The 19,180-nt window shown below is 34.7% G+C and carries 19 protein-coding genes; 10 read left to right on the top strand and 9 right to left on the bottom strand.

What is annotated here, in order from left to right:
* Positions 1–2 precede the first annotated feature (2 nt).
* The 8 genes from YWA_RS15575 to YWA_RS0111900 all read left to right on the top strand — a co-directional run bounded on the left by YWA_RS15575 (position 3) and on the right by YWA_RS0111900 (position 7,261).
* A complete protein-coding gene (locus YWA_RS15575; protein WP_084683068.1) occupies positions 3–170 on the top strand; it encodes a CcoQ/FixQ family Cbb3-type cytochrome c oxidase assembly chaperone in 168 nt (55 codons plus the stop codon).
* A gap of 22 nt (positions 171–192) precedes the next feature.
* Positions 193–1,110 (top strand): cbb3-type cytochrome c oxidase N-terminal domain-containing protein, encoded by a 918-nt coding sequence (locus YWA_RS0111930; RefSeq protein ID WP_022828744.1) that lies wholly within the window; start codon positions 193–195, stop codon positions 1,108–1,110.
* Between the two features lie 17 nt (positions 1,111–1,127).
* Positions 1,128–2,549, top strand: coding sequence for a cytochrome c oxidase accessory protein CcoG (gene ccoG / locus YWA_RS0111925; protein ID WP_022828743.1), 1,422 nt, complete (start codon positions 1,128–1,130; stop codon positions 2,547–2,549).
* Positions 2,550–2,554: 5 nt separating this feature from the next.
* Complete coding sequence (locus YWA_RS0111920; RefSeq protein ID WP_022828742.1) at positions 2,555–3,010, top strand: FixH family protein; 456 nt, start codon at positions 2,555–2,557, stop codon at positions 3,008–3,010.
* Positions 3,011–3,020: 10 nt separating this feature from the next.
* Complete coding sequence (locus YWA_RS0111915; protein WP_026718781.1) at positions 3,021–3,722, top strand: sulfite exporter TauE/SafE family protein; 702 nt, start codon at positions 3,021–3,023, stop codon at positions 3,720–3,722.
* A gap of 180 nt (positions 3,723–3,902) precedes the next feature.
* A complete protein-coding gene (locus YWA_RS0111910) occupies positions 3,903–4,664 on the top strand; it encodes a hypothetical protein (RefSeq protein ID WP_022828740.1) in 762 nt (253 codons plus the stop codon).
* 139 nt (positions 4,665–4,803) lie between these two features.
* Positions 4,804–6,108, top strand: a complete 1,305-nt coding sequence (locus YWA_RS0111905; RefSeq protein WP_022828739.1) for a DUF819 family protein — start codon at positions 4,804–4,806, stop codon at positions 6,106–6,108.
* Between the two features lie 160 nt (positions 6,109–6,268).
* Positions 6,269–7,261 (top strand): PDDEXK nuclease domain-containing protein, encoded by a 993-nt coding sequence (locus tag YWA_RS0111900; protein ID WP_022828738.1) that lies wholly within the window; start codon positions 6,269–6,271, stop codon positions 7,259–7,261.
* A 52-nt stretch (positions 7,262–7,313) separates the two neighbouring features.
* Here the strand turns inward: YWA_RS0111900 and hemN are convergent, their stop codons facing one another.
* From hemN to YWA_RS0111855, 8 genes are all read right to left on the bottom strand, one after another.
* The gene (gene hemN / locus YWA_RS0111895; RefSeq protein WP_022828737.1) at positions 7,314–8,678 is read right to left on the bottom strand and encodes an oxygen-independent coproporphyrinogen III oxidase; all 1,365 of its coding nucleotides are present in this window, start codon (positions 8,676–8,678) and stop codon (positions 7,314–7,316) included.
* Between the two features lie 134 nt (positions 8,679–8,812).
* Positions 8,813–9,670 (bottom strand): alpha/beta hydrolase, encoded by an 858-nt coding sequence (locus YWA_RS0111890; RefSeq protein WP_022828736.1) that lies wholly within the window; start codon positions 9,668–9,670, stop codon positions 8,813–8,815.
* Positions 9,671–9,762: 92 nt separating this feature from the next.
* Positions 9,763–10,551, bottom strand: coding sequence for a TrmH family RNA methyltransferase (locus tag YWA_RS0111885; protein ID WP_022828735.1), 789 nt, complete (start codon positions 10,549–10,551; stop codon positions 9,763–9,765).
* 127 nt (positions 10,552–10,678) lie between these two features.
* A complete protein-coding gene (locus YWA_RS0111875) occupies positions 10,679–12,010 on the bottom strand; it encodes a DUF58 domain-containing protein (protein WP_026718779.1) in 1,332 nt (443 codons plus the stop codon).
* 26 nt (positions 12,011–12,036) lie between these two features.
* Entirely contained in the window at positions 12,037–13,044 is a 1,008-nt protein-coding gene (locus YWA_RS0111870; protein ID WP_022828732.1) for an AAA family ATPase, read from the bottom strand.
* A 1-nt stretch (position 13,045) separates the two neighbouring features.
* The gene (locus YWA_RS0111865; RefSeq protein WP_022828731.1) at positions 13,046–14,245 is read right to left on the bottom strand and encodes a hypothetical protein; all 1,200 of its coding nucleotides are present in this window, start codon (positions 14,243–14,245) and stop codon (positions 13,046–13,048) included.
* A complete protein-coding gene (locus YWA_RS15070) occupies positions 14,245–15,000 on the bottom strand; it encodes a DUF4129 domain-containing protein (protein ID WP_211214223.1) in 756 nt (251 codons plus the stop codon). The genes YWA_RS0111865 and YWA_RS15070 overlap by 1 nt, the downstream gene beginning before the upstream one ends.
* Positions 15,001–15,006: 6 nt before the next feature.
* A complete protein-coding gene (locus tag YWA_RS0111855; protein ID WP_022828729.1) occupies positions 15,007–15,984 on the bottom strand; it encodes a stage II sporulation protein M in 978 nt (325 codons plus the stop codon).
* Between the two features lie 20 nt (positions 15,985–16,004).
* Between YWA_RS0111855 and YWA_RS0111850 the strand changes: the two genes are divergently transcribed.
* Together YWA_RS0111850 and YWA_RS0111845 are read left to right on the top strand one after the other, a co-directional pair.
* Positions 16,005–16,745 (top strand): RDD family protein, encoded by a 741-nt coding sequence (locus YWA_RS0111850; protein ID WP_022828728.1) that lies wholly within the window; start codon positions 16,005–16,007, stop codon positions 16,743–16,745.
* Between the two features lie 30 nt (positions 16,746–16,775).
* The gene (locus YWA_RS0111845; protein ID WP_026718778.1) at positions 16,776–17,378 is read left to right on the top strand and encodes a trimeric intracellular cation channel family protein; all 603 of its coding nucleotides are present in this window, start codon (positions 16,776–16,778) and stop codon (positions 17,376–17,378) included.
* Here the strand turns inward: YWA_RS0111845 and YWA_RS0111840 are convergent.
* Complete coding sequence (locus tag YWA_RS0111840; protein ID WP_022828726.1) at positions 17,375–19,174, bottom strand: T9SS type B sorting domain-containing protein; 1,800 nt, start codon at positions 19,172–19,174, stop codon at positions 17,375–17,377. The two genes, YWA_RS0111845 and YWA_RS0111840, sit on opposite strands and share 4 nt — an antisense overlap.
* Between the last annotated feature and the right edge of the window lie 6 nt (positions 19,175–19,180).

The raw sequence follows: 19,180 nt of genomic DNA, 5'->3' as shown, positions 1-19,180 counted from the left end.
ATATGTTTGAAGCAATAAAACACAATGTTAACACAATAGTAGGGATAGAAATCTATCCGATTATATCCCTGCTTATTTTCTTTTTCTTCTTCGTAGGGTTGGGAATATGGGTTTACGGTTACAAGAAAGAAGCGATTGAGGATATGAGTCAAATTCCATTAAACGATTAATTAAATTTTAAAACACAGAACCATGAAAAAACTTATTCCAGCTTATGTAAGAGTTCCCGTGCTGTTTTTTATAGTGGCGTTAACAATGGAATTTTTTATAGACTCCGGCAGTAAACCGGCTTTTATAGAATACCCGATGGTTGCACTCTTTTTAATATTCTTCCTGTTTATACTAATTGCAGTTGAAGTTACGATTAGTGCTGTTGATCGCGTTACGTATCAACTGCTTTCCGAAGAAGAAAAACAAAGTTTAGAAGCGGAAGAAGAAGTAAGCTTTACCGACAGCCAATGGTACAAAAAGATGATGGGCATGTTAACCAAATCATCGCCAATGGAGTCTGAAGGTGCACTTTTATTAGACCACGATTACGATGGTATCAAGGAGTTAGATAACGATTTGCCACCATGGTGGAAATACCTTTTTATTGGTACAGTAATTTGGGGTATTGCTTATTTTATTCATTTTGAAATGCTTGGTGGAGACAACCAAGAAATGGAATTGCAAAAAGAAATTGCTGAAGCTCAAATTGCATTAGAAGAATACAAAAAAACGGCTCCAGATTTAATGAATGCTGATAATGCGACTGTTCTTACTGATGCAGCGTCCCTGTCAAAAGGTAAAGCAATTTATGAAATGAATTGTGCAGCTTGTCATAAGGTTGATGGTGGTGGTCAAATTGGTCCAAACTTAACTGATGAACACTGGATTTTAGGAGGTGGAATTAAAAATGTTTATCACACATTGATGGAGGGAGGTCGCTCTGGAAAAGGTATGGTAGCGTGGAAAGCAATGTTGAAACCAACAGAGATTCAGCAAGTAGCAAGTTATGTCTTGTCTTTACAAGGATCAAATCCTGCGGACGCAAAAGAAGCAGAGGGTGAAATCTGGAAGGATGATAGTATAGCAGAAACAGCAGAAAGCCCAGTGGCAACTAATTAAACACAAAATTAAATATCATGTCGGAGCCTTATGATGATGAATCGTTTAGAGATACGATAGGAACGTTAGATAAAGATGGGAATCGGAAATATATTTTTCCAAAAAAACCGCACGGCCGATTTTATAAATACAGGCAATACGTAAGTTACCTCCTGTTAACCATTCTAGTTGTACAACCTTTTATAAAGGTAAATGGTAACCAGTTCATGATGTTTAATATTCTCGAAAGAAGATTTAACATTTTTGGATTCCCATTCTGGCCACAAGATTTTTACTTATTTGTAATTGCAATGCTAATTGGAGTTGCGTTTTTACTCCTATTTACGGTTGTTTTCGGTCGGATATTTTGTGGATGGATTTGTCCACAGACCATATTTTTAGAATTGGTTTTCCGCCGAATTGAATATTGGATTGATGGCGATCGCGGTTCTCAAATGCGTTTGAATAAACAAAAATGGGATGCCGAAAAAATCAGGAAACGAGTAACCAAGTGGTTCATATTCTTTGTGATTTCGTTCTTGATTGCCAATGTGTTTCTCGCTTACTTAGTAGGTAGCGACAAATTGTTCCAAATGATGGAAGAAGGTCCATTAGCACAATCAAGCAACTTTATTTCGCTGTTGATTTTTACAGGAGTGTTCTACTTTGTATTTGTCTGGTTTAGAGAGCAAGTTTGTATTATCGCTTGTCCTTACGGTCGATTGCAAGGCGTACTTTTGGATAATAAATCCATTAATGTAGCATACGATTTTGTTCGTGGAGAAAAGGAAGAAGGTCGCGCTAAATTCAACAAAAAAGAAGACAGAGCTTCCACAGGTAAAGGAGATTGCATCGACTGTAACCAATGTGTGAATGTTTGCCCAATGGGTATTGACATCAGAAACGGAACGCAATTAGAATGTACAAACTGTACCGCTTGTATCGACGAATGTGATACCATTATGGAAAGTGTAAACTTGCCTAAAGGATTGATTCGTTATGCTTCTGAAGATGAAATTGTAAAAAAAGCACCGTTTGTATTTACGGCTAGAATGAAAGGCTATACCGCTTTACTAGTCATTCTAATTGGAATATTTGTTGGATTGTTGTTTTTAAGAAACGACGTTCAAGCTACCATATTGAGATTACCTGGTCAATTGTTTGAGCATAAAGGCGAAAACATTAGTAATGTATTTACTTATAAAGTCATAAATAAGACTACGAAAGACTATACGGATGTGCATTTTGAAATTTTAGAACCAAAAGGAACGATCAAAAATGTAGGTAAATCAGATTTAACATTGAAGCGTGAGGGAGTTTCGCAAGGAACTTTTTTCATCGAAATCAATCAAGCGTTGTTGGATGGCAATAAAACGAAAGTGAAAATTGGGGTTTATAATGGCGACGTGCTGTTAGAAACGACCACCACTAACTTTTTAGGACCACGAACATTTAATTAAACAATATGAAATTTAAAATAGGTTGGGGAACATCGATTGTAATTGCGATTGCATTATTCATGTCATTCATACTGTATTTTGTAATTAAAGTACAATCTAATTCGAAGTACGATAACGAGTTGGTTGTGGAAGAATACTACAAGAAAGACTCAAAGTACGGCGAGGATTATATTAGAATGCAAAATGCGGAAGATTTAACTGAAAAACCGCAAGTGATACAAACGACCGACTCCATGGAAATTAAATTTCCAACAGTATTTGTGCCAAAAGACATTAAAGGAACAGTGTCCCTTTACCGACCGTCTAACAAAAAATTGGATTTTCAAATTCCAATTTCATTGTCAAAACCATCTTTACTCATACCTAAAACTAATTTGGTAGGCGGTCGTTGGGACATTACTATTGAGTGGGAATACCAGTCAAAAAGTTATCAGATGAAAGAAGTCATCTACATCAAATAAGTACTAAGAAATGCTGTATACAGCTTTTATTTTTGGACTCATCAGTAGTTTTCACTGTGTGGGAATGTGTGGACCTATCGCCATGATGTTGCCGGTGGACCGTAATAATTCCATGCGAAAAGGTCTTCAAGTAGCTACTTATCATTTAGGAAGACTAACTGCTTATTCGAGTATTGGATTCATTTTTGGTGCACTTGGAAAAGGATTCTTCCTAGCTGGAATGCAACAACAACTCTCCATTGCTGTAGGCGTTTTAATGATTGTGTTTATCCTCGTTCCCGAACGCAAATTAGCCCAATACAATTTCTCAAAACCCGTTTATAAAATCATCTCCAAAGTAAAATCTTCACTTGGAAAACAATTCAAAAATAAAAGTTACAAATCATTATTTACCATCGGATTATTAAATGGTTTCCTTCCGTGCGGAATGGTTTATGTAGCACTTTTTGGAGCCATTGCCATGCAAAGCATTACTTACGGCGTTTTTTACATGGCACTTTTCGGACTCGGAACAATACCCTTAATGAGTCTTGTGATTTACGTAAATTCATTTATTACGCCAAATTTCCGCAACAAAATTCAAAAATTCATTCCTTACGTTGCCGTATTAATCGGTTGCCTTTTTATTTTAAGAGGTTTGGGCTTGGGAATTCCTTTTGTTTCTCCTTCTACAATGAGTTTGTTTGTGAGTGAAAGTCCGAATTGTTTTTAGATTACAATAGTTTAGACTGCATTATCGCAATAATAGTTAACCTCTTTTGTATATTTTTTTTCGTTTTATCAACAATTATACTACATTTGAACTGATGGTAAAAGTTGTATTATTTGCAATACTAGTTGAGTCGTCAAAATTGAAAACTATAAAAATTGTATTTTTAAGTAATTTATAAAAATGGGACCAAAAACATCAGCAATAGTAGCCGAGGCTTCAAGGAATAAGCAATCCTCGAAATACAAAAAGTCTTGGTCACCAACTTCTAAAAGATTTGTTTGCTTTTTGGATATTATGGGATTTAAAGATTTAGTAATGCGTAATTCTCATAAAGATATTTATGAATTATTAAATAAGCTATCTAAACATAGGGATGATTTGGAAAACACGAGTAGTCTACCAGAACAATATGACTCTGATACTCTTAAAACAGTCAGCTTTTCTGATTCAATCGTTATTTTCACAAAGGATGATCGACCAGAATGTTTTGAAGTATTAACTTTTGCTGTTGGTTGGTTATTTTCTCAATCTTTAATCGATGGAATTCCAATGAAAGGAGCGATAGCTTTTGGAGAAATGAGTGTAAATATTAGCAGCCAAATATTTTTTGGACAACCTTTAATAGATGCATATCTTTTGGAAGAGGAAGTAAATTACTATGGTATAGTAGTTCACGACACTGTTGAGCGATATTTTGATGAATATAATGTAAATAAAAATATTCAAAAACTTTATATTGACTGTTTGACACCTTTAAAGTCAGGTAAGATAAATCATCTTAATTTAAATTGGATTAGTTCTTTAAATTTGCAAAATGACATAGATATCAATGAGAAAGAGAAAGCTTTGAGTTTAATGTTAAAGCAAAGAAGAAGAACTTCTGGCTATCCTAGAAAATATATCGATAATACTTCAGAAGTAATTAATTTAATGTACAAATAAAATAAATTACAATTTAATGCCCCGCTCTCGATCGAATCCCTTCTCGCGATAAAACTGAAAACATATTGAAGATTCTTCCTTCTCAACAGCTTTCTAATTTTAAATAAAAAATTCCTATTTTGCGACCAAATTGTAAAATATGAAAACCGCACCTTTTATTACAGACGACACCATCGTTTATGGATTACTAATGTTTTTGTTGGCGTTTGTGTTTTACACTTCCTCTATTAAAGAAGGCTATTTGAAAAAATTCTACGTTATTTTTCCTTCCTTATTAATGTGTTATTTACTTCCTTCTATATTCAGTTCGCTTAATATTATTGCTCCGGAATGGAGTGAAATAGGAGAGAATGGCGAAATTGTTACCAAGAAATCATCTATATACTTTATCGCAAGTCGGTATTTGCTTCCTGCCGCATTGGTTTTAATGACGTTGAGTATTGACTTGAAAGCAATGTTCAAGTTGGGGCCAAAAGCGTTAATTATGTTTTTTACAGGAACAATTGGCGTAATTATCGGCGGTCCCATTGCTGTTTTAATTATGTCCATCTTTTCTCCTGAAACAGTTGGAGGTGCAGGATTTGATGCGGTTTGGCGTGGACTTTCTACGGTAGCGGGAAGTTGGATTGGAGGAGGAGCGAATCAAGCGGCAATGCTTGAAGTTTTCAAATACAACCAGGAAAAATACGGTGCAATGGTTTTGGTAGATATTGTTGTGGCGAATATTTGGATGGCGGTTTTGTTGTTCGGAATTGGCAGAAAAGAAAAAATCGACAAATGGTTAAAAGCAGACAACAGTTCTATTGATGAATTGAAAGATAAAATGACCAAATATGCCGATAATGTAACTCGAAATCCTACACTAACGGATTTGATGATTATTCTCGGAATTGCCTTTACAGCTGTTGGACTTTCACACTGGGGAAGCAACTCGATTTCTGATGTATTGAAAGCCAATTTTGAAGTTGTAAATGATCCAACTAGTTTTGCATCTACTTTTGGCGACCGCTTCTTCTGGATGGTAACAATTGCAACCGCATTGGGAATTGCATTGTCCTATACCAAACTTAAAAGGTACGAAGGTGCTGGAGCAAGTAAAATAGGAAGTGTTTTCATTTACGTTTTAGTCGCTTCTATCGGAATGAAAATGGATTTGGGTTCTGTGATGAGCAATCCGGGATTGTTGGTTGTAGGATTGATTTGGATGGCAATCCACGTGTTGCTTTTGGTGATCGTTGCCAAACTCATCAAAGCACCATTTTTCTTTCTTGCTGTAGGAAGTAAAGCGAATATTGGTGGAGCAGCTTCTGCACCAATTATTGCAGCTGCATTTCATCCTTCGTTAGCAAGCGTTGGCGTCTTACTTGCAGTTTTTGGATATGTTGCCGGAACTTACGGCGCCTTACTTGCTGCTTTTTTAATGGAAATTGCAGCACCAGTATAGGATCCATCTTCTCATAAAAAGAGAAAACTGATATTGTTAATGTAGAAAGTAGCTTGATTTAATCCAAGAACAACGTTACAGATATTTGTAACAAAGAATAGAAAATGGAGTTAAGATTTGGATTGCTTTATCTTGAATTTACTAATTACGAAAGAAAATTATGGAAGATAAAATTATAGTTTACGATGAAATATTGAGCAGTTGTATTAGCGAGATACAAACGGCAAGACAGCAAATTGCTATAAAGATAAATCAAGGGACAATTTCGGTCTATTGGAATTTGGGACAGTTACTGTCCCAGAAAGTACAAGCAGCTTCGTATGGTAACAGTATTATTTTGAAACTATCTTCCGATTTAAAAATGCAGTTCCCCGATATGGGACTTTCGCCACGTAATTTGTGGGATATGAAGAAATTCTTTGAAAGATATAAGGATTCAAATGAAAAACTGCGACGCTGCGTCGCAGTTTTGCCTTGGCGTCATATATTGTTGATTATGAGTAAAACAAATTCAGATGAAGAGGCTTTATTCTATGCAACTAAAACTGTGGAACTGGCTTGGACTAGAGATATTTTACTTAATTACATAAAAGCAAATGCGTATTCACAAGAGATCGCTATTCAAAAAAGCAATAATTTCACTACAACATTGCCAGAAAATATTTCTAGCTATGCCAACGAGGTACTAAAAAGTAGTTATAATTTGGGTTTTTTGGGCGTAACGCAATCCATTAAAGAACGAGAGTTAGAAAAACGTTTGGTCGAAAAAATCAAACATTTTATTTTGGAATTAGGCAAGGGATTTTCGTTTATTGGCAATCAATATCGTTTGGAATATAATGAAAAAGAATATTATGTAGACATGCTATTTTTTCATCGTGATTTGAAGTCGCTGATAGCAATAGAATTAAAAATTGGCGAATTTAAACCAGAATACGTTGGCAAAATGAATTTTTACTTAACCTTATTAGAAAAATTTGAGCGGAAAGAAGGTGAGAATCATCCTATTGGAATCATTCTTTGTGCGGATAAAAATCATTTAGATGTAGAAATTGCATTACAAGACGTAGGTAAACCTATAGGTGTAGCCGACTATAAATTATTATTACCAATAAATCAGTTAGAAGACTTGATTAAGAAGGAATTGGAGTAATGTCTTATTTAGAAAAAAAAGTCTGAATTGAGAAATTCAGACTTTTTTACTTTTATATAGTAAGCGAAAACAATTGTCGTTCAGGTGCTTTTCTCTGCAATTGCATGTCAAAAGCCATACAAATGTTTCGCACAAACGCTTTTCCTTTTTCAGTAACTTGAATACCATCAATGATAAACTCAAGCAATCCGTCTTGTTCAAATTCTTTTAGCTGCGGTAAAACTGTTGGAATTCCATCAAAATAAGTGTCATCTGTACTCCACGTGGTGTGAAACTTACACATGATATTCAAAATATGTTTCCGGACTTTTAAATCCTCTTCAGTCAAAATATGACCTTTGTTTACGGGAATCTTATCCCATTCTAACATTTGGTAATAATCGTCAAAGCTTTTAGAGTTTTGACCAAAACCAAACCAACTATCGCTTATCGCAGAAACGCCTAAACCAATCATCAGCTGCGTTTTTGAAGCGCTGTAACCCATAAAGTTTCGGTGTAAATTTCCTTCTTGGAAGGCGATCGTCATAGCATCCTGCGGTACTGCAAAATGATCCATCCCAATTTCAAGATAGCCACTTTCGTCCAATTTTCGTTTTCCTTCTTCATACATTTCACGTTTTGCTTCGTCTTTTGGTACATCTTCATCTTTAAAACCACGCTGTCCATTTCCTTTAATCCAAGGCACATGAGCATAACTGTAAAAAGCTAAACGATCCGGAAATAGTGATTTTGTTTTCTCAATCGTGTCGTAAATGTCTTCTAAAGTTTGAAAAGGCAATCCGTAAATTAAATCATGACTGATGGAAGTATAACCAATTTCTCGTGCCAAATAAGTCACTTTAGCGACGTTTTCAAAGGGCTGAATTCTGTTGATCGCTTTCTGTACTGTTTCCGAATACGATTGAACGCCAAAACTTACGCGTCGAAATCCTAAATCATACAAACTTTGCAAATGGTCGCGTGTGGTATTATTTGGGTGTCCTTCAAAACTCATTTCGCATTCAGCATGTTTCGTGGCAAAGCCAAAAATACCATTGATTAAATCTTGCAAATTATTGCTTGAAAAAAACGTAGGAGTTCCTCCACCTAAATGAATTTCCTTAATGACAGGTTTCTCATCGAAAAGCTCCGAATACAAACGCCATTCTTTCAGAACCGCTTTAATGTACGGATCTTCAACCGTGTGATTTTTTGTAATTCGTTTGAAACAACCACAAAAAGTACACAAGCTTTCACAAAATGGCAAGTGAATGTATAAACTAACTCCTTCGGCAGAATTACTTTGAATGAATGATTTTCGGACACTTTCAAGCCACAATTCGTGCGAAAAAGTATCTTCTTCCCAATACGGAACCGTTGGATAACTCGTATATCTTGGACCAGGAACGTTATATTTTTGAATCAATGAGGTTTTCATAGACTTGGTTTTAAGTCCTCAAAAATACAAGTATATCCTTTATTGACAAATGACATTTGTCATATTTAGAAACCCCTTTGTCTTTTGGCTTCAAAAAGTAAAATTGCAGCGGCAACCGATATATTTACGATAAATTAGTAAGGTTTAAACTCCTTTGTTAGTACCGAAATAAATTCTTTACTCCAAAACTTATCACCGTGTCCACCTTCATATACTTTTACTTCAATGGGTAAGTTAAGTTGGGTGTATTTCGCTTGTAAATAATCAGCATCATCCTTCAAAAAGAATTCCTCGGTACCATAATACAAGTACAACTTGGGATACTTAATTTCCTCTTTCCAAGTATTCGTCTGAATATCGCCGCCAAAGGTAGAAAAGCACAAGTACGTTCCTATTAGGTCAGGATTTGCATTCAGCATACTAGCTCCAAAACCGGCACCATTTGAAACACCATAAAAATAGCGATTTTCCCTTGTAAGTTTTTGATGGTATTTGATTTCCATTTGCGGAATCAACTCTCCTGTAAAGTAAGATTTATGATTGTTAAATAAATGAACCAATAGAGAATCCTCAACTCTTTCGGGTTTTCTGTCCACATATTCAAAATTGCGATAGTCTAAATATGCCTTCTTTCCATTTCCATAGGTTGTGCTTGTGCTATCGGCAATTTTAGGATTTGAAAAGCTTGCAATAAAAATGAGCGGTTTGATTATTTTTTGAGTTATTAATGAGTCTAATAGTGCTTTTTTGTCGGTTAAGCTTGTGCCTCCGTCCGTGGCATATATAATAGGATATTTTTTAGTAGTACTAAATCCTTTGGGGAGATAAACATTGTGTTTGCGATATTCACCTAAAGCCTTACTGTAAATTGAGTCAACAATGAATTTTGATTCAGTTTCTATTGTTGCTTTTTTCGAATTACATGAATAAATAGATGATAATAATAACCCAATTATTAATATTTTGAGCGGGATATAGATTGGTCTGAACATTATTTGTAGCGTATGATTTATCTACGCAATATAAACAATTATCGCTGTAAGAGCTGTGGTAGTATAATAGAAATGAAGTAATTATTACATCCCTAAAACCCCCTTTGTCTTTTGGCTTCAAAAAGTAAAATTGCAGCGGCAACCGAAACGTTCATCGAGTCAATTTCGCCTTGCATTGGAATAATGATGTTTTGAGTTGCTCCGTCTCGCCATGGTTGGGTCAATCCTGTCGCTTCTGTCCCAACAACAAGTGCCGTTGGTTTCGTATAATCTTGGGTATGATAAGAAGTCGAGTTTTGCAACGTCGCACTGTAAAAGTTAATCTTATTTTCTTTCAAAAAAGCAATTACTTCTTCTGTTGAACCTGTCGCGATCTGATTGGTGAACAAACAACCCACGCTCGAACGAACCACATTCGGATTGTACAAATCACTTTTTGGATTTGCAATAATAACCGCGTCCACATTTGCAGCATCTGCGGTTCTTAAAATCGCTCCAACATTTCCTGGTTTCTCAAGGCTTTCGCCAATTAAAATCAGCGGATTTTCAGATAATTTCAAGTCTTTCAAAGATAATGATTTTGTTTTGGCTATAGCCAAAATGCCTTCGGTCGTATCTCTGTAAGCTAGTTTTTGATAAACTTCTTTACTGATTTCAATCTTTTCAGCCGAAGCAATTTTCAACGCAGAAAGTTCTTTTTCTGAAATTAAATCTGCGACAAATAAAATGGTTTCCAATTCATAACCGCCTTTTAACGCAAGTTCAATTTCGCGTTTTCCTTCAATGATAAACGTACCGGTTTGCTTACGCATTTTGGCTTTGTCTTGCAGTTGAACGAGTGATTTTATGTAGGGGTTTTGAGAGGAAGTTATTTGTTTCATTGTGGAATTATATGTTTACTAATAGGTTGCTTTGTCATGCTGAATTTAGTTCAGCATCTAAAATAAGTGTGGATGAGATCCTGAAACGAGTTCAGGATGACAAAACAGGGGGAATTATTTCACAAATCTAAAGAATTCCTCTCGCCTTAATCTCCAAATACTTATTAATCGTATCCAAAGTTAAATTTTCTGGGTCGGTCAAAACGGAGTAAATGCCGTATTTCTTCAATTCACTAACAATCAATCGCTTTTCAAAAGCAAACTTTTCAGCAATAACTTTGTCGTAAATCTCATGAATATTCTCGGCTTTCTTTTGAATCAAATCTTGTAATTCGGTGTTGTTGAAAAACACAACGACTAATAAATGGTTTTTAGCAATTCCTTTCAAATAAGGCAATTGACGGTGTAATCCATCAACTGTATCAAAATTCGTATATAAAACCACCAAACTTCGCTGATTCAGATTCTTTTTAATATCAACATATAATCTAGAAAAATCACTTTCGAAGAAATCGGTCTTGATGTTGTATAAATTTTCTAAAATCAATTGCATTTGTGACGAACGCTTTTCAGCAACTACACGATTTTCGACTTTTTTAGAGAAAGCAAACATTCCCGCTTTGTCGTGTTTCTTCAAAATTACATTTGATAAAACCAATGTTGCATTAATGGCATAGTCCAATAAACTCAATTTGTTGAATGGCATTTTCATCAAACGGCCTTTGTCAATGACCATATAAACCGACTGCGATTTTTCGTCTTGAAATTGATTCACCATTAATGAATTTTTCTTCGCCGTGGCTTTCCAATTTAAAGTTCTGATGTCGTCGCCGGGAATGTATTCCTTGATTTGTTCAAATTCCATCGTATGACCAATTCGTCGGATTTTCTTGAAACCATATTGAAAAAGCGAATTAGAAAAGGCCATTAAATCATACTTCCGCAGTTGGATATACGACGGATAAACCGGAACCATCTGATTATTGTCAAACGAAAACCGTCTTGAAACTAATAATAAAGGTGAACTAATATATACGTTTAAATTTCCAAACTCATATTCACCACGTTCCGTCGGACGAAGGTAATAACTGATTTCATCTTGCGACGAAGCTTTAATTTTGCGCTTTATTTCAAAATTTCGAACTTGAAATTGAAAGGGAATTTCGTCGATAATCTTTGCAAAAACCGGAAAAGTATAATAATTTTTAATACTTATGTTTATTGCATTTTCATCACCATTCGACAATTTTTCTGCCATTACTCTTGTTCCTTCAACACCTTTTTTTGCAAAAAACAAAATCAATACGTCGATCAGTAAAAAAGAGATTATGATTAAAAACACAATCCAAGATATTTTGTACATTCTCGGAAAAAAGAACGCAACAACAAAAAGGACTATGTTGCCCAAAAGCAAATAGAAGAATAAATTATTGAGGTATAGTTTTTTTAAAAAATTCAAATTTTCAACGCTAAATGATGGATAATTTATCTCGGAATTTCTACCGTTTCAATGATTTGCTTGATGATTTCAACACTTGAAAGACCTTCCATTTCACGTTCTGGAGTAACCATAACGCGGTGTTGCAACACTGGAATCGCCGCTTCTTTAATATCTTCTGGAGTGACAAAATCACGACCACGTAAAGCCGCAAAACCTTTCGCAGCATTCAGAATAGCAATCGATGCTCGAGGCGAAGCACCCAAATACAAAAAGGCATTTTCACGCGTACTGACCACGATTTTGGCAATGTATTCTAGTAAATTTTGCTCAACCACAATTTGCTTTACCAAGGTTTGGTAGTTTTCAATAATTTGTGCCGTGATAATTTTCTTTATATTCCGTAATTTATTGTGATTTTGTAAGGAATGTTCGCGTTGCAAAATGATCACTTCTTCGTCTAATTTCGGATAATCAATTACAATTTTGAATAGAAAACGGTCCAACTGAGCTTCTGGCAAGCGATAGGTTCCTTCTTGCTCAATTGGGTTTTGAGTAGCGATTACTAAAAACGGTCGGTCAAGAATGTAAGTCGTTCCGTCCATTGTAATTTGGCGTTCTTCCATTACTTCAAACAGAGCGGCTTGGGTTTTGGCTGGAGCTCGGTTGATCTCGTCAATCAAAATTAGGTTAGAAAAAATCGGTCCTTTTTTAAACTGAAATTCAGAAGTTTTCAAGTCAAAAATACTTGTTCCTAAAATATCAGATGGCATCAAATCAGGTGTAAACTGAATTCGGCTGAAGCCAATATCCATTGTTTGTGCCAATAGTTTTGCTGTAATTGTTTTAGCAACTCCAGGAACGCCTTCTAATAATATATGTCCGTTGGATAAAAACGCCACAAGAAGTTGGTCAATCATTTTCTCTTGACCTACAATTACGGTATTTAACTCTGCTTTCATTGCGGCAATGCTTTGTTGCAAAGCGGTTAAGTCAAGACGAGATTGGAAATTTACATTTTCGTTTTCGGTATTGATGTGATTTATTTCTTCCATATTAACTGAATATTTTTTCTATTAAGGTATTGATTTCTACCAAATCATTTTCCACACTTTCGTAATTTCCTTTACGGTGCTGATTGATTTTGTAGCATAATTGTTTGAGGTCTTCCAGGTTTTTACCTGTTTTATGTTGGAGTTTTTGAACAAACTTATCATCTAAAACCGTCGTGTCTAATAAATAATCACGTCTGATTTTATCCAACAAATAAATAATTTTTTTGTCAATTATCGTATGGTGATTTCCTTCTTGAAAATACAAATTACCAATGGTTTTTGTAAACTCAATAGTTGTATTTTCTAATGGCTCCACAATTGGAACAATACGTTGTTTTCGTTTTACATTGAAAAAAATAAAAACAAGCATCCCAAATAAAAACAAATACCAAGCAGCTTTTAAGGCTGGTTGACTAAAAAGAAATCGCATTGGATTTTGGGAAATATGACCGTCCGTTAAACCTTTCGTGTACCAATAAATGTTTCCTTTTGGAACATAAGAAAGCACTTTTTCGGCATATTCCGAATGGTTGTTTTTCAATAAATGAAAATTTGTAAATGCGGCAGGCTGCAAATGCAAGTAAAAAGTTCCTTGTTTGTACGGAACTTTTATAAAATTGGCGAAAGCCTTGTTCGTTCCCTGATAACCTAACACTGTTGTATTAATGGTGTCAATTTTTGAAAAGTAGTTGCTTCCTAAACCTTCTACTAAATTATACTTTTCAGCACCTAATTTTTCATTGGCAAACCAAACTGCTGTATTGTTGCTGATTTCAAAATCAGAGCTAAAATCGAATTTTAAACTGTCAACCAACATTTGCGGCAGCGATTTCATACTTAAAAAAACGCTGTTTCCATGTCCTGAAAAATAAAGCAATTCTTTGACCGATTCTTCATCTATGTCAGCGAAATCATTAATGGCGATGAATGTTCCCGATGTTTCGTACTTGTTTACTAAAGTGTCATAATTATAAAAGCCATCAAAATATTCATAAGCCGTAACGTTGATGGTATTTAAGGTATCCGGTTTTAAAAGTGAATGCAATTCGTTGTTGAAAATGTACAATCCAAAAGGAATTTTGTCATTTATGGAATAAGTGGGTGTCCAATTGATAGGTTTTGGCGTGTTTGAATCCAATGCGATAATTCCAATACTTACGACTAGAAATAAAACCAAGTATATGATTACAGATTTATTCATTAGTAGATGGATTTAATGGTGGTGTCGAATGCTTTTTTAGCTTTTTCAAACTCTTGGGTGCTTAAGTCAAATTCGCCGTACCAAATGTAATTGTATAAATAAGAGAGGTATTCAAAATCAGCTTTTAATTGTGGTAATTTTATTTCATAAATATAATCGGAATTCGTTTTTTCAACATCCCATTCGATAAGTTCCTTCTCCGACATTTTTTTCAATAAAAACAAATAATAGTAGCGAATACTCAATCGATGTTCGCCCGATTGAATGCTTTGTTTAATTAATTTTTCAAAATCTACAAGGTGCAAATTTTTCTCAATTTCGTCGTAGCGAATCAAATTAGCATCAGATTTTGAACCGAAAATCCAAGTTCCTTCTTTGTTTAAAAGTGCTTTTGCGATTAGAAAAACGACTAATAGAATTAAAATTATGGCAATCGTGTTGATGATGTAACTGACAATATTTTTCGCATTTTCACCGTCTTGCATGTCAAAGTTGCGACTCATCCATTGGGTAAACCACTCTACAAAACGATCCCAAACGGATTTTATAGGCGCCTTTTCTTCATAAACGAACGCTTTGTCATTGTATTTTTCTTTCAGATTTTCTTTAAAGTGAATAGATTCAATGACAGTTGTATCGATGATAATTACGGATTGAACTACATCACTTTTATTCACTTCCGTGGAATCCATCGCATTCTGACTCCACACTGGAATAATGAAAAGAAGTAATAAAATGAATACTGATTTTTTCAACACAGATTAAGCAATTTGAGGGATTGATTTGAGTTTTTTGGCAACAATAAAAGGAAAGATCAAGTAGTAAAATGAAATTGCAAATAACGTACTTAGGATAATAACTACGTTTAACCAATTGGGCATTTCAAGTGAATATCGGGTTACAAATCCTTCTAAAATTCCTGCTGCAATGGTAAATGGAACCGTGCTCAAAAAAATTTTAAAGCTATTTCGAAATCCGATTTTTAGTGAATTGATGCGCGAAAATGTCTGTGGAAATAAAATGGAAGCTCCTAAAATAAATCCTGCAGCTGATTCAATAACGATTGCAAAAATTTCCATTGAACCGTGAATCCAAATACCGCGAACACTTTCCCAAAAAACGCCTTGTTCGTAAAAGAAATATTGAAAAGAGCCCAACATCAAGCAGTTTTTAAACATCACATAAAAGGTGCCTATTCCACCAAATATTCCCATGATAAAACACATCGCACCCACTCGCAGATTGTTGATCGTAATTGCGAAAAATCCACCCCAATTCGAACCTGATTTATAAATAGCAACGGCATCACCATCTTTAATATTTTCCAAGGTTTTATTGACATAAGCGTCGCCTAAAATCAATCTCGACAAGTCGTCGTCGTACATTGCCGACAAAACTCCGATACCCACAAACATAAAAAAGAGTAGAAAAGCATAGAGAACGTACCTTCTATATTGATAAACCAACAACGGCACTTCTTCAGAGAAAAAGTAAAGCAACCGATTTTTCTCGTGTCTTTTGGTTTTGTAAATGCGTTGGTAAATTTGTGAAGCTAAATAATTTAAGTAGACAACGGTCTTACTTTTAGGGTAATAAGTTTGGGCATACGACAAATCATTGATTAAATGTATATACAATCCTGCAATTTCATCAGGATTTTTTTTAGCTTTACCGAAAATAACGGCTTCAAAATCAAGCCATTTTTCTTTGTTTTGTTTTATGAAGGCAACTTCTCTCATCGTAGGCTAAAATATAAAATATGTCAGAATTATCAATCAATACGACACAAAATGTAACTATTAATTTTACGGCGGCTTCAATAGGTCACCGAATCCTTGCTTTTGGGGTTGATTTATTGATTATGATTGCCTATATTATTAGCATATATCTGTTTTTGAATTTTATTGGTTTCATGAAAGTTTTGTCTGGAATGGACAATTGGTCTCAAGCCGCAGTTCAATCTATAATTTTTTTACCGGTGATGTTTTACAGTTTGATTTTTGAAACTTTTTTTGAAGGTCAGAGTTTAGGAAAAAAATTAGTTCGCATTAAAGTGGTGAAAATTGAAGGGTATCAAGCGAGTTTTGGCGATTACTTAATTCGGTGGTTGTTCAGAATGATTGATATTGTCATTAGTAGTGGTGTGGTTGGGTTTATTTCAATAATCATGAATAAAAAAGCCCAACGATTAGGCGATATGGCGGCCGGAACTTCTGTGATTACGTTGCGAAATAATGTCAACATTTCAAGCACAATTCTCGAAGAAATCAACAACGATTATAAACCGATTTATCCATTAGTAATCAAACTTTCAGACAACGACGTTCGGATTATTAAGGAAAATTTTATTAAAGCGAAAGCAAGTGCTGATTTGGAATTACTCGCAAAACTAACCGAAAAAATCGAATCGGTGACGGGAATAAAAAACCAAAGTGGCAATCATGTCGATTTCATCAATACGATAATGAAAGACTACAATTTCTACACACAAAGCATGTAATTTTTTTTCAAAACCAAACAAAACATGACCATTTTTACTCTTCTAGATTTCATCGGAACCACGGCTTTTGCAATGTCAGGTGCCTTAACAGCTATTAATAAAAAACTAGATCCTTTTGGCGTTTTTATCATCGCGTTCGTAACTGCCGTTGGAGGTGGAACCTTGCGTGACATTATGATTGGACGAACGCCGGTGAGTTGGATGCTTGATTTACGTTATGTTTATTTAATTGTTTTTGGATTTGCTTTGGCTGTTATTTTTCGTAAAAAACTAGATCGTTTGCGAACTTCACTTTCATTATTTGACACGGTTGGATTAAGTGTTTTTACATTAATTGGTCTTGAACGTGGTATGATTTGGGGTTTACATCCTGTTATTTGTATTGCTTTGGGAACAATGACGGCTTGCTTTGGAGGCGTGATTCGCGACATTTTATGTACGGAAATACCTGTGATTTTTAGAAAAGAAATTTATGCAACGGTTTGTATTGCTGGTGGAATTGTGTTTTTCGTGCTCAAACAAATTAATTTAGAACAAGATATTTTATACATTATAACTTCGGCATTCATGATTGCTTTTCGATTATTAGCAGTACGGTACCAGTGGTGTTTACCCACTTTACAACGTAATTAATTTGTTAAGTGTATGAATCCCGTCAGTGGTTTTGAGTAATCCGAATCGTTCAAATTTAAAATATAATAATACGTTCCTGGTGTGACTTTATCACCCATAATTCGCGGACCTTTTGTAGCAAATCCATTCCAATCTTCTGTTTGATTGTCGCCTTCCCAAATTAAATTTCCCCACCGGTTGTAAATTTCAAGCTTAAAATTCACGAAAATTTCACGTAAACCTTCAATGTAAAAAGTGTCGTTTGCGCCATCGTTATTTGCGGTAACTAAATTATAGATTGTTGGTGGACAATTTTTTGTTACGAGAAAAAATGAATAAATTTGGTAACAGCGTTCGTTGTTCACTCGCACGAAAATTTCTTTCATTTTTTCATTTATTTCGTACTGAGAAAAATTTGTTATCGGATTCTGTTCCAATGCAGCATCGGTTTCACTTTCGTAAAATAGTACTTCATCTTCAGGATTTATTTTAGCTAAATTTTCATAGCCTGAAAAATCAAATAGCGCTTTTGTAAAGCCTAAATTACAAGATTTTACATTGTTTAAAACAGGTGTTTCAAAAAAGTAAAGTGAAATTAATGCTGAAAAACTATTGTTGTTTTCGTTCAATTCTTTTTGAATGCCAATGCCATTTTCATTTTGATCTACAATGAATTTTAGCTCAAAATCGGCAGGAATGGTATTTGGAATTTGAATTCCAATTGAACCACTTTCGCTTTCTCCAATGGCGAGTACATTTTGAGTGAAAAACGACGTGATGTAAATGTCATTTGCAAAAACGCTCACAGGAATTCCCGCTGGTAAAACATCTGTACTGTTAACATTAAAAACGGTATAATTAACGGAAATATTTCCCGAATTGCATTCAATTTCAGGACTTTCAAAAGCGATTGTGGCATCAGGGAGTTGGTTATTTAATTTTGAAATAACGGTACTAATCATTACAAAATCTTGGATTGATTTGAGTTCAATTGTGGCGGTAGGATTTCCAACCTGAATAAAACTTTCAATGTCGTATACATCTAAATCCATGTTGTATAATTGATTGGAACCCGTAAAACTATTCGTACTATTAAACGCATTATTTAAAGGATTTAAATCGTTCGTTAAATCAAATCCGTTGAATTTAAAAGTTTCTTGGTTAGCCAAAGTGGCGTCACCTTCCCATGCAATAAAACCCAACTTCGCACCTAAATTGTCCAATACATTTAAATCATTCAAGGTCAGTGTTAACGTATTTTGGTTGATCGAAACTGCTTGCAAGCCGTCGTAAATATTTAATTGATTTAAAGGTAAATTTTCGTTTTTGAAAATTATTAAAATTGCCCAACCACCAAAATTTGTTCGATTGACACAATATTGCGAACCGGTAATAGAAGTTTGTAAGTCCAATTCAGAAACCGTGTAAAGTCCGTTTCCATTGGCTTGAACAATTGAAGTGACATCTGCATACGCCGAAAAATAGTCGAGTTCGTTTTGAAAAACCGGGAAATCTCGTTCTGAATTTACAATTTCACCATTTAGTTTAATTTCGAAATCGCCTGTTCCAGATCCAGCCCAATAGATAAATGCTTTTTCAACTTGATCGGTAGGTAGTAAATTTAAACTTTCGGAAGAAGTATTAAAAATAGTACAGAACGAATACGGATTATTCTCTTGTGGATTTAATGTGTTTCCAACTACTGTAAAATCATACCTGCCGTTAAACTGTTGAAATAACGCCACATTTTGACCCAAACAAGTAAGACTTGCGAGCCAAAATAAAATAGAATAAAGCAGCGCTTGAGTAGTTTTCACGAAATA

Source organism: Flavobacterium antarcticum DSM 19726 (genome assembly GCF_000419685.1).
In the GTDB taxonomy this organism is placed as follows: Bacteria; Bacteroidota; Bacteroidia; order Flavobacteriales; family Flavobacteriaceae; genus Flavobacterium; species Flavobacterium antarcticum.
The sequence above is the reverse complement of the archived record's forward strand: the minus strand, read 5'-3'. Positions and strand labels throughout refer to the sequence as shown.

What these genes read in the sequence shown, in the direction of transcription:
- YWA_RS0111930 (WP_022828744.1), top strand. Translation starts at nt 193, where the DNA reads ATGAAAAAACTTATTCCAGCTTATGTAAGAGTTCCCGTGCTGTTTTTT.
- ccoG (WP_022828743.1), top strand. Translation starts at nt 1,128, where the DNA reads ATGTCGGAGCCTTATGATGATGAATCGTTTAGAGATACGATAGGAACG.
- YWA_RS0111870 (WP_022828732.1), bottom strand. Translation starts at nt 13,044, where the DNA reads ATGGAAGAAATAAATCACATCAATACCGAAAACGAAAATGTAAATTTC.
- YWA_RS0111890 (WP_022828736.1), bottom strand. Translation starts at nt 9,670, where the DNA reads ATGTTCAGACCAATCTATATCCCGCTCAAAATATTAATAATTGGGTTA.
- YWA_RS0111850 (WP_022828728.1), top strand. Translation starts at nt 16,005, where the DNA reads ATGTCAGAATTATCAATCAATACGACACAAAATGTAACTATTAATTTT.
- hemN (WP_022828737.1), bottom strand. Translation starts at nt 8,678, where the DNA reads ATGAAAACCTCATTGATTCAAAAATATAACGTTCCTGGTCCAAGATAT.
- YWA_RS0111905 (WP_022828739.1), top strand. Translation starts at nt 4,804, where the DNA reads ATGAAAACCGCACCTTTTATTACAGACGACACCATCGTTTATGGATTA.
- YWA_RS15575 (WP_084683068.1), top strand. Translation starts at nt 3, where the DNA reads ATGTTTGAAGCAATAAAACACAATGTTAACACAATAGTAGGGATAGAA.
- YWA_RS0111885 (WP_022828735.1), bottom strand. Translation starts at nt 10,551, where the DNA reads ATGAAACAAATAACTTCCTCTCAAAACCCCTACATAAAATCACTCGTT.
- YWA_RS0111910 (WP_022828740.1), top strand. Translation starts at nt 3,903, where the DNA reads ATGGGACCAAAAACATCAGCAATAGTAGCCGAGGCTTCAAGGAATAAG.
- YWA_RS0111865 (WP_022828731.1), bottom strand. Translation starts at nt 14,245, where the DNA reads ATGAATAAATCTGTAATCATATACTTGGTTTTATTTCTAGTCGTAAGT.
- YWA_RS0111855 (WP_022828729.1), bottom strand. Translation starts at nt 15,984, where the DNA reads ATGAGAGAAGTTGCCTTCATAAAACAAAACAAAGAAAAATGGCTTGAT.
- YWA_RS0111900 (WP_022828738.1), top strand. Translation starts at nt 6,269, where the DNA reads ATGGAAGATAAAATTATAGTTTACGATGAAATATTGAGCAGTTGTATT.
- YWA_RS0111915 (WP_026718781.1), top strand. Translation starts at nt 3,021, where the DNA reads ATGCTGTATACAGCTTTTATTTTTGGACTCATCAGTAGTTTTCACTGT.
- YWA_RS0111920 (WP_022828742.1), top strand. Translation starts at nt 2,555, where the DNA reads ATGAAATTTAAAATAGGTTGGGGAACATCGATTGTAATTGCGATTGCA.